The 14,035-nt window shown below is 70.7% G+C and carries 14 protein-coding genes; 11 read left to right on the top strand and 3 right to left on the bottom strand.

The annotated features are described in order from the left end of the window. Positions 1-20: 20 nt before the first annotated feature. Entirely contained in the window at positions 21-1,772 is a 1,752-nt protein-coding gene (locus tag R7226_RS03070; protein WP_318595561.1) for a zinc-binding metallopeptidase family protein, read from the bottom strand. 81 nt (positions 1,773-1,853) lie between these two features. On the opposite strand from R7226_RS03070, the gene R7226_RS03065 reads away from it, so the two are divergent. The 5 genes from R7226_RS03065 to R7226_RS03045 all read left to right on the top strand — a co-directional run bounded on the left by R7226_RS03065 (position 1,854) and on the right by R7226_RS03045 (position 7,967). Further along, positions 1,854-2,564 carry a response regulator transcription factor gene (locus R7226_RS03065; RefSeq protein ID WP_318595560.1) on the top strand — a complete coding sequence of 237 codons (711 nt, stop codon included), beginning with the start codon at positions 1,854-1,856 and terminating at the stop codon, positions 2,562-2,564. A gap of 27 nt (positions 2,565-2,591) precedes the next feature. Then, the gene (locus R7226_RS03060) at positions 2,592-4,001 is read left to right on the top strand and encodes a sensor histidine kinase (protein ID WP_318595559.1); all 1,410 of its coding nucleotides are present in this window, start codon (positions 2,592-2,594) and stop codon (positions 3,999-4,001) included. Further along, positions 3,998-5,191, top strand: a complete 1,194-nt coding sequence (locus R7226_RS03055) for a S1C family serine protease (RefSeq protein ID WP_318595558.1) — start codon at positions 3,998-4,000, stop codon at positions 5,189-5,191. The genes R7226_RS03060 and R7226_RS03055 overlap by 4 nt, the downstream gene beginning before the upstream one ends. A 69-nt stretch (positions 5,192-5,260) precedes the next feature. Continuing rightward, the gene (locus tag R7226_RS03050) at positions 5,261-6,493 is read left to right on the top strand and encodes a glycosyltransferase (RefSeq protein WP_318595557.1); all 1,233 of its coding nucleotides are present in this window, start codon (positions 5,261-5,263) and stop codon (positions 6,491-6,493) included. A gap of 4 nt (positions 6,494-6,497) precedes the next feature. Further along, a complete protein-coding gene (locus tag R7226_RS03045; RefSeq protein WP_318595642.1) occupies positions 6,498-7,967 on the top strand; it encodes an alpha,alpha-trehalose-phosphate synthase (UDP-forming) in 1,470 nt (489 codons plus the stop codon). Between the two features lie 16 nt (positions 7,968-7,983). Here the strand turns inward: R7226_RS03045 and R7226_RS03040 are convergent, their stop codons facing one another. Further along, positions 7,984-8,451 carry a hypothetical protein gene (locus R7226_RS03040; RefSeq protein WP_318595556.1) on the bottom strand — a complete coding sequence of 156 codons (468 nt, stop codon included), beginning with the start codon at positions 8,449-8,451 and terminating at the stop codon, positions 7,984-7,986. A 108-nt stretch (positions 8,452-8,559) separates the two neighbouring features. Between R7226_RS03040 and rpsF the strand changes: the two genes are divergently transcribed. The 6 genes from rpsF (at position 8,560) to R7226_RS03010 (ending at position 13,187) form a co-directional block, all read left to right on the top strand. Next, positions 8,560-8,907 (top strand): 30S ribosomal protein S6, encoded by a 348-nt coding sequence (gene rpsF, locus R7226_RS03035; RefSeq protein ID WP_318595555.1) that lies wholly within the window; start codon positions 8,560-8,562, stop codon positions 8,905-8,907. Positions 8,908-9,051: 144 nt separating this feature from the next. Then, on the top strand, positions 9,052-9,528 hold the full coding sequence (locus R7226_RS03030; protein ID WP_318595554.1) for a single-stranded DNA-binding protein: 477 nt from the start codon (positions 9,052-9,054) through the stop codon (positions 9,526-9,528). A 21-nt stretch (positions 9,529-9,549) separates the two neighbouring features. Further along, a complete protein-coding gene (rpsR, locus tag R7226_RS03025) occupies positions 9,550-9,873 on the top strand; it encodes a 30S ribosomal protein S18 (RefSeq protein ID WP_318595553.1) in 324 nt (107 codons plus the stop codon). 2 nt (positions 9,874-9,875) lie between these two features. Next, a complete protein-coding gene (rplI, locus tag R7226_RS03020; protein ID WP_318595552.1) occupies positions 9,876-10,328 on the top strand; it encodes a 50S ribosomal protein L9 in 453 nt (150 codons plus the stop codon). Between the two features lie 156 nt (positions 10,329-10,484). Beyond that, positions 10,485-11,846, top strand: a complete 1,362-nt coding sequence (dnaB, locus tag R7226_RS03015) for a replicative DNA helicase (protein WP_318595551.1) — start codon at positions 10,485-10,487, stop codon at positions 11,844-11,846. A 21-nt stretch (positions 11,847-11,867) separates the two neighbouring features. Then, entirely contained in the window at positions 11,868-13,187 is a 1,320-nt protein-coding gene (locus R7226_RS03010; RefSeq protein WP_318595550.1) for an adenylosuccinate synthase, read from the top strand. Between the two features lie 24 nt (positions 13,188-13,211). Here R7226_RS03010 and R7226_RS03005 read toward each other — a convergent pair whose 3' ends face one another. Then, positions 13,212-13,913 (bottom strand): acyltransferase, encoded by a 702-nt coding sequence (locus R7226_RS03005; RefSeq protein ID WP_318595549.1) that lies wholly within the window; start codon positions 13,911-13,913, stop codon positions 13,212-13,214. Between the last annotated feature and the right edge of the window lie 122 nt (positions 13,914-14,035).

Genomic DNA, 14,035 nt, shown 5'->3' with positions numbered 1-14,035 from the left:
GCGTCGCCGGCGGCCTGGGTTCAGCGCCGCAGCGCCGACTCGGTTCCGCCCAGCGATCCCGGTCCGGCGTAGCTCGTCGGACCGCGCACCGTGACGTGCGCCTCGGCGTCAGGGCCGCCGCTCCAGTTGCGCAGCACGATCGTCAGGACCGCTCCGGCGCAGCCGAGCAGCAGCGCCCACACGAGCGCCCCGAAGACGTTGACCGAGCCGCCCGCGACGAGCAGCATCCCCATCCACGCCAGCTCCAGCGGGTCGAGCCCGAACTGGCGCGCGTAGGCGTAGGCGACCAGCAGCGGCGGCAGCAGGCCGATCAGGAACAGCCCCAGCGCGGCGAACGGATGCAGTCGCACCTCGGGTGCGATCGCCAGCAGCCACAGGTGCAGCGCCGGAATCAGCAGCAGCGCGGTGTAGGGGTTGACGACCCAGACGACGAGCGCGATCCCGCACAGCACCAGCAGCACGGCCGCGGCGGCGCCGGGCGCGGCGGGGTCGCCCTTGGTACCGCTCAGGCGCGTGACCAGCGGCCGCAGCGCGAACCAGCCGAGCACGATCACGACGAGCACGCTGATCAGCGCCGCCAGCGCGGTCCCGTCGCGCGGGATCTCGCCGGCGGCGACCGGTCCCGGCGGCGCGGCGCTCAGCAGGCCCGTCAGCTTCAGCACGAGCGTCAGCAGCAGCGCCAGCACGAACGGCAGCGCGCAGGCGCCGACCCAGCGCAGCCAGCGCCCGACCGGCTCGTGCCGGCGGCGGACGCGCGCGAAGCCGTCGACGGCGGCCAGCAGCACCGGCAGCAGCAGCGCGGCGCCGAGCAGCCGCACCGGCCACTCCGGCAGCAGCTTTCTCTCGATCAGGACGTAGGCGCTCGGCGCGGGCATGTCGCGCGCGCCGTCGAGCGCGCTGAGGCTGCGCAGCGCGGCGCGGCCGAAGACGGTCATCCGCGCCGCCGAGACCTCCTGGTCGGCCGCGGGCGTGCGCTCGCCGCTGGCCGACAGCAGCACCGCGGGCAGCCCGTGCGCGATGAACGGCCCTTGCAGCCCGAGCGTCAGCGGCGCCGACAGGCGCGCGTACTCGACCGCCGGGCGGGCGCGCCGCGAACGGATCGCGGTCTCTGTCGCGACCGCCGTCTCGACGGTGCGGCGCAGCTCCAGCGGCGCGACGGCGGCGTCGGAGCCCCACGGCACGACGAGCGGCTGGCGTGTCTGCGTTCCCGCCATGTCGCCGAGCACGATCACGGCGTCGACGGCGCCGCCGGGATCGCGCGCGAGCTGCTCGGCGGCCTCCGGGCCGCCGGAGACGGAGGCGAGCACGAGCGTGCGGTCGAGCGTGCGAGCGCCGAGCACCCGCGCCAGCTCCAGCAGCGCCGCGGTGCCCGACAGCTGCGCCTTCGCCGGCGACGCGATCGCGTCGCGCTGCGCGACGACGAGGATCCGGCGGCTGGAGAAGCCGGTCCGCTGACCCAGCACCGTCTCGACCTGCCGCTCGCCGACGCTCGTCTGCGCCTGGAAGCTGCGCGAGCTGACCTCGAAGCCGCTCGCTCTCAACCCCGCGCGGACGCGATCGGCGACCCGCTGGTCGCCGGCGGAGCCCGGCTGCCGGCTCGGCGCGGCCTCCGCGAGCGCGTCCAGGGACGCGAATGCGGCATCGCCGTCAAAGGCGTCGGGGGCGAGCGTCGTCGTGACCCCGCGCGGCTGATCTCGCAGCGAGAAGCCGACGAGCACCAACACGAAGAGGATGGGGAGGAACGCCGCGCGGTAGATCCGCGGATCGAGCACACGCGGAGGTTATCCACCCGATCACGTCGACTCGCCTTCCCGCCTGTGCGCCATGCCACTAACCTTCCGGGCGGAAAGCGGATGACCGAACGATCCACGCGCATCTTGCTGGTGGACGACGAGCAGTCGATCCAGACGTTGCTCTCCTACCCGCTGCGCAGAGACGGCTACGAAGTCGTCCAGGCGACGGACGGGCGGGAGGCACTCGAGCGCTTTGACGAGCGCCCGTTCGATCTGGTCGTGCTCGACGTCATGCTGCCTCAGCTCGACGGGCTGGAGGTCTGCCGCCGCCTGCGCAGCCGCAGCTCGGTCCCGATCATCATGCTGACGGCCAAGTCGGAGGAGATCGACAAGGTCGTCGGGCTCGAGATCGGCGCCGACGACTACATCACCAAGCCGTTCTCGATGCGCGAGTTCCGCAGCCGCGTGAAGGCCGCGCTGCGGCGCTCGGAGCTGACCCACGCGGCCGAGCGCGACGGCGGCACGCTCGACTCGCACGAGCTGAAGATCGACCCCGACAAGCGCACCGTGACCGTCCGCGGCGAGGCGATCACGACGACCTTCGTCGAGTTCGAGATCCTGTTGACGCTCGCGCGCAGCCCCGGTCGCGTCTTCACGCGCGACATGCTGCTCGCGCGCGTGTGGGGCGACTCGGCCTACCGCGACCCGCGCACGATCGACGTCCACATCCGCCACCTGCGCGAGAAGATCGAGCGGGACGCGAAGGAGCCGGAGTACCTCTTCACCGTGCGCGGGGTCGGCTACCGCTTCCGCGACACGGACTCCGCCTGAGCGGGCCGCGCGCCGCGCCCGTCGCCGATGCGCTCGCTCCGGAACCGCCTCGCGTTCCTCTTCTTCGCGATCACGCTCGCGGCGATCGGCGTCCTCTACCTCTACATCGCGCCGCAGCTGGAGACGCGCCTGCGCGACGAGAAGGTCACGCAGCTGCGCGCAGCTGCGCTGCAATCAGTCAATGACATCGAGAGGGTCGCCGGGTCGGAGCAGCGCGCGGATGCCGTCGAGGCAGCCGTGCGGCGCGCCGGTGAACGCGCCAACGCGCGCGTCACGCTCTTCCGCATCAACACCTTCGGCGGCGAGCCGCGTCCCGAGTCCGAGCCGGTCGCCGACTCGAGTGCGCCGCAGGAGAGACCCGATCCCACGATCGCCGAACGGATCGTGATCGCGCAGCGCGTCGCGCGCAGCGACCGTCTCGACACCGGGACGCAGACCCTCAACGACGATCCGGTCGCGATCGCGGCTCTGCCGATCAGACGCGACGGCCAGATCGGCTACGTCGCCGTCTACTCGACGCCGACGACCGACGTCGAGGGCAACGTCGCCGTCGTGCGCCAGCAGATCCTGATCGCCGGAGCGATCGCGCTGGCGTTGGCGGTGCTGGCCGGCTGGCTCGTCGCCCGCGCGCTGGCGCAACGCGTCAAGCGGCTGGAGGAGGCGGCCGAGCAGGTCGCCGCCGGCGACTTCTCGCGTCCGATCCCGGTCGACTCCGACGACGAGCTGGGCCAGCTCGCACGCGCCTTCAACGACATGCAGCGCCAGCTCGCGCAGCTCGACCGCGCGCGCAAGCAGTTCATCGCGACCGCCTCGCACGAGCTGCGCACGCCGCTCTTCTCGCTCGGCGGCTTCGTCGAGCTGCTGGAGGACGAGGAGCTCGACGAGGAGACGCGCAGACGGTTCCTGGCGCAGGTGCGGATGCAGGTCGAGCGGCTGCGCAAGCTGACCGTCGACCTGCTCGACCTGTCGCGCCTGGAGGCCGGCTCGCTGGAGCTGCGGCCGGAGCCGGTCGACCTGTCGGAGCTGGCCAGCGCGGTCAGCTCCGAGTTCGAGCCGGTGCTCGCGCAGCGCGACGCCCACCTCGAGGTGCGGCTGACGAGCAGGCCGGTCGAAGCACTCTGCGATCCTGTCCGCGTCGCCCAGATCATGCGAATCCTCATCGACAACGCGCTCACCCACTCGCCCGCCGGCACCGACATCGTCGTCTCCGCGACGCGCGACGACGGCTACGCGCGGCTCGCCGTGCGCGACCACGGCAGCGGCATCGAGCGCCAGGCGCTGTCGCAGATCTTCGAGCCGTTCTACACGACCGACGACGCGCAGGGCTCAGGCCTCGGCCTCGCGATCGCCAGCGAGCTGGCGGAGCGCATGCACGGCCGCCTCGGCGTCGAGTCGCGTCCCGGTCGCACCGTCTTCACCCTGGAGCTGCCCGCGTGAGCATAGCCCGTCCCACCGTCCTCGCGACCGGCCTCACGGCCGCGACGCTCGCCCTCGCCGGCTGCGGCGGCGATGACGACGCCGGCGACGGCCTCGCCGGCGGCCCGGTCAGCACCGCGACGACGCGCGTCGAGGTGATCTCGCAGCTGTCCGAGGGCCGCTTCGACCCGAGCGCGATCTACGCGCGCGAGGCGCCGGGGGTCGTGACCGTGATCAGCCTCTTCGCCGGCGACAGAGGCGACAGACTGCCGACCGGGGAAGGGCTCGGCTCCGGCTTCGTCATATCCGGCGACGGCCGCATCGCGACCAACGCCCACGTCGTCACCAACGGCGAGGGCAGCGCGCTCAGACGCGCCGAGTCGGTCTACGTCCAGTTCGCCGACGGCAACCAGGTGCCGGCTGAGATCGTCGGCACCGACTTCAACTCCGACGTCGCGCTGATCAAGGTCGATCCGGCCGACCTGACGCTGCGCCCGCTGCCGCTCGGCACCAGCAGAGGGCTGACGGTCGGCGCCCCGGTCGCCGCGATCGGCAGCCCCTTCGGCGAGCCGCAGTCGCTGTCTGTCGGCGTCATCTCCGGCACCAACCGCACGATCGACTCGCTCAACTCCGGCGGCGCGGCGAGCGGCGGCAACTTCGCGATCGGCGGCGCGATCCAGACCGACGCCGCGATCAACCACGGCAACTCCGGCGGCCCGCTCGTCGACGCGCAGGGCCGCGTGATCGGCATCAACGCGCAGATCCAGACGACCGGCGGCGGCGGCGAGGGCGTCGGCTTCGCGATCCCCGCCGACACCGTCAGACGGTCGCTCGACCAGCTCGCCGAGCAGGGGCACGTCGACTACGCCTGGATCGGCGTCTCGACCGTGCCGGTCTTCCCGCAGCTGGCGAGACGGCTCGACCTGCCGACCGCCGAGGGTGCGCTCGTGCAGTCGGTCAGCGACGACGCGCCGGCGGCGATCGCCGGGCTGAGCGACGGCGACGGCGATGAGCAGGTGCTGTTCCAGGGCACGCGCTACCGCGTCGGCGGCGACCTGATCACCGCCGTCGACGGCAGAGCGATCACGAAGGCCAACGATCTCGCGACCGCGATCGCCGAGCGTTCACCGGGCGAGTCGGTCACGCTCGACGTTTGGCGCGACGGCGAACAGCGCACCGTTCAAGTGACGCTCGGAACGCGACCCGGCTGAGCCCTTCCGGCACGGCTGTGCAGCCGGTACGCTCCGCGCGCCCGCTCCGATCCCCGAGCCAAAGCGCCCATGCTCCAGCCAGTAGCCGTCGGCCACAAGACACTCGCTGACTACTCCAGCATCGTCGGTCGCACGCTCGTCGAGGAGATCCGCGAGCTGGCGGAGCCCCTGCGCGGGAAGCGCGTCCTCCACCTCTCGGCGACCGCGTTCGGCGGCGGCGTCTCCGAGATCCTCTACACGATGGTCCCGCTGATGCGCGACGTCGGGCTCGACGTCGAGTGGCACGTGATCTACGGACGCGAGGAGTTCTTCAACGCGACGAAGGTGATGCACAACGCGCTGCAGGGCAACCCGCTGGACCTGACCGAGGACCAGTGGGAGTCGTGGCGCCGCTACAACGAGATGAACGCGCGCGAGCTGTCGCGCGGATGGGACGTCGCGATCGCGCACGACCCCCAGCCGGCGGCGATGCACACGCTCGCGCCGGAGAAGGCGCGCCACTGGATCTGGCGCTGCCACATCGACCTCTCGACGCCGAACCCGGGGACGATCGAGCGGCTGCTGCCGTACGTCCAGACCTTTCCCGACTCGATCTTCCACATGCAGCGGTACGTCCCGCCCGGGATGGACGGCCGCGTCCACATCGTGCCGCCCGCGATCGATCCGCTGGCGCCGAAGAACATGGCCTTCTCGCCGGAGGACGCGATCTACATCTGCGACCAGTTCGGGATCGACGTCGACCGTCCGCTGATGTGCCAGGTGTCGCGCTTCGACCCGTGGAAGGACCCGCTCGGCGTGATCGACGCCTACCGGATCGTCAAGCAGGCGGTCCCGCAGGTGCAGCTCGCGCTCGTCGGCTCGATGGCGACCGACGACCCCGAGGGCTGGGACTTCTTCAACGCGACGGTCGCCCATGCCAACGGCGATCCCGACATCCACATCCTCAACAACTTCAACAACGTCGGCGCGATCGAGGTCAACGCCTTCCAGTCGCACGCCGACGTGCTGATCCAGAAGTCGACGCGGGAGGGCTTCGGCCTGACCGTCTCGGAGGCGATCTGGAAAGCGCGGCCGTTCATCGGCGGCGACGTCGGCGGGATCCCGCTGCAGGTGGACGACGGCGTCTCCGGCTTCCTCGTCTCCAGCGTCGAGCAGTGCGCGGCGCGCGCACAGCAGATCCTGGAGGACCCGGGCCTCGGCCGCAGACTGGGGCTCGCCGGCAAGGAGCACATCCGCAAGCACTTCCTGATGCCACGTCTGCTGCGCGACTGGCTGAAGATATTCACCGAGCTCGAGAGGTAGTCCGCTGTCGTCTGAAGAAGGTGCACCGCTCGTCCTGGTCTCCAACCGTGGACCCGTCACGTTCCAGGAGGGCGGCGAGGTCAAGCGCGGCGGTGGCGGTCTCGTCACCGCCCTGACCGGCCTCGCCTCCCACCGCGACGCGATCTGGATCGCCTCGGCGATGACCGAGCAGGACATCGCCGTCACGGAGGAGCACGGCGGCAGACCGTTCGTCGCGGAGCTGCCCGACGGCGGCAGCTACAAGGTTCGCCTGGTCGCCTCCGACCCGGGCGCCTACGACCGCTTCTACAACGTCTTCGCGAACCCGATGCTGTGGTTCATCCAGCACTACCTGTGGGATCTCTCGAACGCGCCGGACATCCGCCGCGAGGAGGTCGAGGCGTTCGAGTTCGGCTACAACGTCGTCAACGAGGACCTCGCGCGGGCGGTGCTGGAGGAGATCGAGGGCCAGAGCGAGCCGGTCGTGATGGTCCACGACTACCACCTCTACACGCTGCCGGGACTGATCCGGCGCGAGCGGCCCGACGTCTTCCTGCATCACTTCGTCCACATCCCGTGGACGCAGCCCGACGCCTGGCGCGTGCTGCCGACGAAGATCCGCACCGAGATCTACGAGGGCCTGCTGGCCAACGACATCGTCGGCTTCCACACGCGCTCCTATCGGCGCAACTTCCTCCAGTGCTGCCGCGACCTGATGGACCTCGAGGTCGACTTCGAGCGCGGCGTCGTGCACTGCCCCGACGGACACGAGGTGTGGGTCCGCGCCTACCCGCTGCCGATCGACGCCGAGCAGACGCGCGCCGTCGCCAAGCGGCCGCGGACCGCCGAGTTCGAGGGCGAGCTGCTGCGCCGCCGCCGTGAGCACCTGATCCTGCGCGTCGACCGCGCGGACCTGTCGAAGAACGTGCTGCGCGGCTTCACCGCCTTCGACGTCTTCCTCGAACAGCATCCGGAGTTCCGCGAGCGCGTCACGTTCGTGGCGCAGCTGATGCCGTCGCGGACCGACGTGCCGGAGTACGCCGAGTACCTGGAACGGATCGAGGCGGTCGTCGCCGTCGTCAACCACCGCCACGGCACGCCCGACTGGATGCCGATCCACCTGAAGCTGCGCGACGACCTCGAGGAGGCGGTCGCGGCCTACAAGAACTACGACCTGCTGCTCGTCAACGCGATGTTCGACGGCATGAACCTGGTCGCGAAGGAGGGCCCGCTCGTCAACGAGCGCGCCGGCGTCTCGATCCTGTCGGAGAACACCGGCGCCCACGAGGAGCTCGGCGAGTTCGCGCTGTCGGTCAACCCGTTCGACATCCAGGAGCTGGCCGACTCGATCCACGCCGCGCTGACGATGCCGCGCGAGGAGCGCGAGCGGCGCCTCGACGGCCTCAAGCGGATCGTCACCCAGCGCAACCCCGGCGACTGGATCGACGACCAGCTCGCCGACATCCGCAAGAAGGAGCGCGCCAACGACGGCTGAGCCGTCGCCGGCGCGCCTACTCGAAGGCGAACTCCCCGCCGGCCGGGGCGCTCGGCGGCGGCGTCGATGCCTGCGGAGCCGCAACCGGAGGTGCCGGCGGGGCGAGCGGGCGCGTCCTCACCGGTGATCGCCGCGGGGTCTTCTTGCGCACCTCCCGCCGCACCGATCTGCGTCTCGGCGTCACGACGGGCCTCCGCCGCGGCGCCGCTCTCCGCGGCTGCGCCCGTCTGGGAGCCGGCCGCGGCCGCGACATCGGCGCCTCGGTGACGGGCGCTGGCTCCGGCGGGGTCGCGACCGGCGCCACCGGAGCGCCAAGCTCGTCGGTGACCGGGAGCGGGGCGGGAGCGCTGCCGCCGCGGCTCCACGCGATCAGCGCCAGGACGGCCGCGACGGCAGCCGCGGCGCGGGCGAGGTTGGCCCAGCGGACGCGGCGGGAGAGCGGCGCGGGCGCGGGCGCGCCAGCGGACGAGCGGTCGGAGGGCATCTCATACAGAGGGGACCGGACGCCAAAGTTCGCCCCCTTGGTATAGTGCTCCGCCGCTGTCAAGCCGACGAAAGTCCCATGGCCGAACTCACTCCCACTTACGACCTCATGCTCCTGCTCCGCACGTCGGTCGACGACGAGCGTCGAGCCACGATCCGTGCTGAGGTCGAGCAGACCATTGCCGAGCACAACGGCACGATCGAGCTTGCTCAGGAGTGGGGCATCCGTCATCTCTCCTACGAGATCGACCACACGAGAGACGCCGAGTACCACCTGCTGCAGTTCAGCGGTCCGGCTGCCCTCGTCGAGGCGCTGTCGTACAACCTGAAGATCTCGGACGGCGTCCTGCGCCACCGGATCATCAAGGCCGCCCCGGGCGAGGCCCCCGAGCCGCCGGCCGGTGCCGTCGGCGCCGTCCCGGTCGCCGCCGAGCCGGTCGAGCAGCCGGTCGCTTAATCGCGACCGGCGCGCGCTCTGCAACAGGACTCGCACACCGCCGTGAACTTTCAGCGCAGTTTCCGGGGTCAGGCTGGCAGCCAGCCCCGGAACGCGGTCTAGACTCGAACGCCGCTGGTATCTGCCGCCGAAAGGAGCCTCTTCATGGCCGCCACGAACATCAACCGCGTCGTCATGACCGGGAACCTCACGCGTGACCCCGACCTGCGCCACACCGGCAGCGGGATGGCCGTCTGCAGCCTGCGCATCGCGTGCAACACGCGCCGCAAGGGGGCCGGCGGCGAGTGGGAGGACAAGCCCAACTTCTTCGACGTCACCGTCTGGGGCGCGCAGGGCGAGAACTGCGCCCGCTACCTCGCGAAGGGCCGTCCCGTCGCGATCGACGGACGTCTGGAGTGGCGCGAGTTCGAGGACAGAACCGGCCAGAGACGTCAGGCGATCGATATCATCGCCGATTCCGTGCAGTTCCTCGGCGGCCGCGACGACGTCGGCGGCGGCTCCGGCAACGGATTCTCCGGTCCGCGCGACGTGACCGGTGGGAGCGACGTTCCCGTCGACTCCCAGGACTTCCGTTCCGCTCCCGCGCCGGTCGCACCCGCCGACGACGACATTCCGTTCTGATCAACCGAGGTAAGGCCAAGAGTGGCGAAGCAACGCAGAAGGCCGACGAGAAGCCGGCGCGACAAGAAGGGTGGTTTCGGGTCCAACCGGCGCAAGCCGTGCCCGTACTGCAAGGAGAAGATCGAGCAGGTCGACTGGAAGGACGTCGACGGCTTGAGAAAGATGGTCTCCGAGCGCGGCAAGATCCGCTCCCGTCGCATCTCCGGCACCTGCCGCCGCCACCAGAACCAGGTCTCGACGGCCGTCAAGCGCGCGCGTGAGCTCGCCCTGCTGCCGTACGTCGCCGAGGGCGCTCCCGAGCGCGCCGGTGGCCGCCGTGACCGCAGCGACCGCGAGGAGCGTTGACGATGCCCCAGGCGATTCTGCTTCAGGACGTCGAGCAGTTGGGTGAGAGAGGCGCCGTCGTCGACGTCTCCCCCGGCTACCTGCGGAACTTCCTGATCCCCCGCAAGCTGGCGCAGCCGGCGACGAAGGGCGCGCTCGAGATCGCGCAGCAGCGTCAGGCTGCCGCCGACAAGGCCGCCAGAGACGCCAGAGATCGCGCGCAGGAGAACGCCGCGACGCTCGGCCGCACGGTGCTGACGATCGCGCAGCAGGCCGGCGACGACGGCCGCCTGTTCGGCTCGGTGACCGCGCAGGACATCGCGGACGCGATCCGCGAGGCGCGCGGCCTCAGAGTCGACAAGCGCAAGATCCAGCTCGAGGAGCCGATCCGCAACATCGGCACCCACATGGTCGTCGTCGAGGTCGACGAGGGCGTGCACGCGACCGTCAAGACGATGGTCGTCGAGCAGAAGTAAGCAGCGCCCCGCAGCACCTGCACGGAACCTTGCCTCGCACGAAGCGCCGCGTCTGACGCGGCGCTTCTTCGTTAATCGCCCAGTTTGCGACCGCCGCGCCGACGGCGGGCGCGCGGGCGCGTCGAGGCGCGCGGCTTCGCCTAAGCTGCTGCGTTCGTGTCCGCCACCGAGCAGCACCAGCACCCTCTCGCGCCGCCGCACAACCTCGAAGCCGAGCAATCCGTGCTCGGCGCGATCCTGCTGGCCGACACGACGCTCTACGGCCTCGTCATCAACGAGGGGCTGAAGCCGGAGCACTTCTACCGCACCGAGCACCAGGCGGTCTACCAGGCGATGCTCGATCTCTACGGCGAGAGCCGCGAGATCGACGTGCTGACGGTGACCGAGCAGCTGCGCTCGATCGGCAGACTCGACGAGGTCGGCGGGCCCAACGTCGTCGACGCGCTCGCGGGCGCCGCGCCGGCGGCCGGCAACGTGCGCGAGTACGCGCGCATCGTCCACAACAACGCGCTGCTGCGGCGGCTGCTGAAGACGACGCAGGAGATCCAGGCCAACGTCTACGGCCACGCCGCGCCGGCGCGCGAGGTCGTCGAGTGGGCCGAGCGCGACATCCTCGACGTCGCCCACGACGACCGGCAGAAGGACTTCCGCTCGATCGGCGCGGTGCTCGACGACGAGATCGACAAGCTGCAGCGGCTGTCGGTCCAGCACACGTCGATGACCGGCACGCCGTCGGGCTTCAAGGACCTCGACGAGATCACCGGCGGCTTCCAGCCCGGCAACCTGATCATCCTCGCGGCGCGTCCCTCGATGGGCAAGTCGGCGTTCGTCACCAACATCGCCGAGAACGCCGCGATCGAGCACAGAAAGCCGGTCGCGCTGTTCTCGCTCGAGATGTCGGAGGCAGAGCTCGCCCAGCGCTTCGTCGCCTCGCAGGCGCGCATCAAGGGCGAGGACCTGCGCAAGGGCAGAGTGGCGGAGAACCGCTGGCCGAAGATCCTCGAAGCAAGCCAGCGCTTGGCCGACTCGCCGCTGTACGTCGACGACTCCTCCGACATGAGCATGCTGGAGGTCCGCGCGAAGGCCCGCCGCCTCCACCAGCAGAACCCCGGCGGGCTCGGCTTGATCATCGTCGACTACCTGCAGCTGCTGCGTCCCGACGGTCGCGTCGAGAGCCGCGTCGAGCAGGTCGGCCAGATGAGCCGCGGGCTGAAGATCCTCGCGCGCGAGCTGCAGGTCCCCGTGATCGCGCTGTCGCAGCTGTCGCGCGCCGTCGAGACGCGCACGGACAAGAGACCGATCCTCTCCGACCTGCGCGAGTCCGGCCAGATCGAGCAGGACGCCGACCTCGTCATGTTCATCTACCGCGACGAGTACTACGACAGAGAGTCCGAGCGCGAGGGCGAGGCCGACGTGATCATCGCCAAGCACCGCAACGGCGGGCTCGCGGACGTCGTCCTGACGTTCCAGAAGGAGTACCCGAAGTTCATGAACTTCGCGGGCGACCGCTTCGGTTAGGGCTTCCCTACACTGTCCAGCGTGTCCGGAATCGTGATCGTGGGCGCCCAGTGGGGCGATGAAGGCAAGGGCAAGATCACCGACCTGCTCGCCGAGCGGGCCGATGCGGTGATCCGCTTCCAAGGCGGCAACAACGCCGGCCACACGATCGTCCGCAACGGCGAGACGTGGAAGCTGCACCTGATGCCGTCGGGAATCCTCTACCCCGGCAAGACGTGCGTGATCGGCAACGGCGTCGTGATCGACCCGAAGGTGCTGACCGACGAGCTCGACGAGCTGCGCAGGCGCGAGGTCGACACGAGCGGGCTGCGGATCTCCGCCAACGCCCACATGATCATGCCGTACCACATGATGCTTGACGACGCCGGCGAAGCGAGACTCGGCAAGCTGAAGATCGGCACGACGCGCCGCGGCATCGGTCCCGCCTACGCCGACAAGGCGTCGCGCATCGGCATCCGCGTGCAGGACCTGCTCGACGAGAAGATCCTGAAGAAGAAGATCGTCGCGGCGCTGGAGCCGAAGCGACTCGCGCTGCGCCCGTACGCGCGCGATCCGAGACTCGACCTGCAGGCGATCACCGAGGAGTACCTCGCCTACGGCCGCCGCCTGTCGGAGTACATCGCCGACACGACGAGCCTCGTCTGGGAGAAGCTCGACAAGGGCGACATCGTGATCTTCGAGGGCGCCCAGGGCGCGCTGCTCGACATCGACCACGGCACCTATCCCTTCGTCACCTCCTCGAACCCGATCGCCGCCGCGGCCTGCATCGGCAGCGGCGTCGGCCCGAAGGACATCGACGAGGTCTGGGGCATCGCGAAGGCATACTCGACGCGCGTCGGCTCCGGTCCCTTCCCGACCGAGCTGCACGACGACATCGGCGAGGACCTGCGCAGAAGAGGCGGCGAGTTCGGCACGACGACCGGCCGTTCGCGCCGGATCGGCTGGCTCGACCTCGTCGCGCTCAAGTACGCCGCCCGCCTCAACTCGCTGACGGCGCTCGTCGTCACGAAGCTCGACGTGCTCTCCGGCCTCGACACGATCAAGGTCTGCGTCAGATATCGCGGCGAGGACGGCGCGGAGTTCGACACCTTCCCGTACCACCAGACGGTGCTCCACCACGCGACCGGCGACTACGTCGAGCTGCCGGGCTGGAGCGAGGACATCAGCGACGCGCGCAGCGAAGACGAGCTGCCCGAGAACGCGCGCGCCTACCTGCGCTACATGGAGGAGGCGATCGGCGTGCCGATCGTGCTCATCTCCGTCGGCCCGGGTCGCGAGCAGACGATGTGGACCGAGGCCGGTCTCGCGACCGCGCCCGGCCAGACCGTCGCCGCCGGCTGAGGCCGCCGCGGGCCGCGCGAGCGGCTAGCGCCAGCGCTCGATCAGATCCTCGTCGGGGACCTCGCGCACGACGCGCGCGGGGACGCCGATCACGACCGCTCGCGGCGCGACGTCGCGGGTGACGACGGCGCCGGCGGCGACGAACGCCTCCTCGCCGACCTCGACGCCCGGGACGAGCACGGCGCCGCCGCCGATTCGGCAGGCACGTCGCAGCGTCGCGCCTCTCAGCGGCGCGCCCTTCGCGATCCGCCCCATCGCGTCGTCATTCGTCGTCATCGCGCACGGCCCGACGAAGACGTCGTCCTCGACGACGGAGAAGGCCGTCAGGTAGACCGAAGTCTGCACTCTCACGCGCGCGCCGATCGTGACGTCGTTGTCGACCGCCGAGCCGCGCCCGATCACGCTGCGCTCGCCGACGACGGCGCGCTCGCGGACGTACGCCTGGTCGCCGACGATCGCGCGCGGGCCGATCGAGGCGCCGTTGAAGACGATCGCGCCGCAGCAGATCGTCGCGCCCGCCGCGATCGTCAGCGGCTGACCGCCGCCGGCGGCAGCGGCCGCCGAGCCGGGCGCCAGGCGCGGCCCCTTGCCGAGCACCACGCCGTCCTCGATCGTGACGCCGTCGCCGATCACGACGCCGTCATGGACGACGACGTTGGCGCCGAAGCGGACCTCTTCGCCGATCACGGCGGTTGGGCTGAGGACGAGACCGGGTGCGCTGGACATGCGCGAAGCGTAAGCGGTCGAAGGGCGGCGTCACTGACGCGGTCGCGGCGCGAGCGAGCGCGACGCGCGTCGCGATCCGCGGGCCAGGGCGGTCGACGCGCGCCGACAGATACCCTTTCGCG

The sequence above is a fragment of the Conexibacter stalactiti genome, assembly GCF_033542075.1.
GTDB lineage: Bacteria > Actinomycetota > Thermoleophilia > Solirubrobacterales > Solirubrobacteraceae > Conexibacter > Conexibacter stalactiti.
Note: the sequence above shows the minus strand (reverse complement) of the source record. Positions and strands in the feature narration are given on the sequence as shown.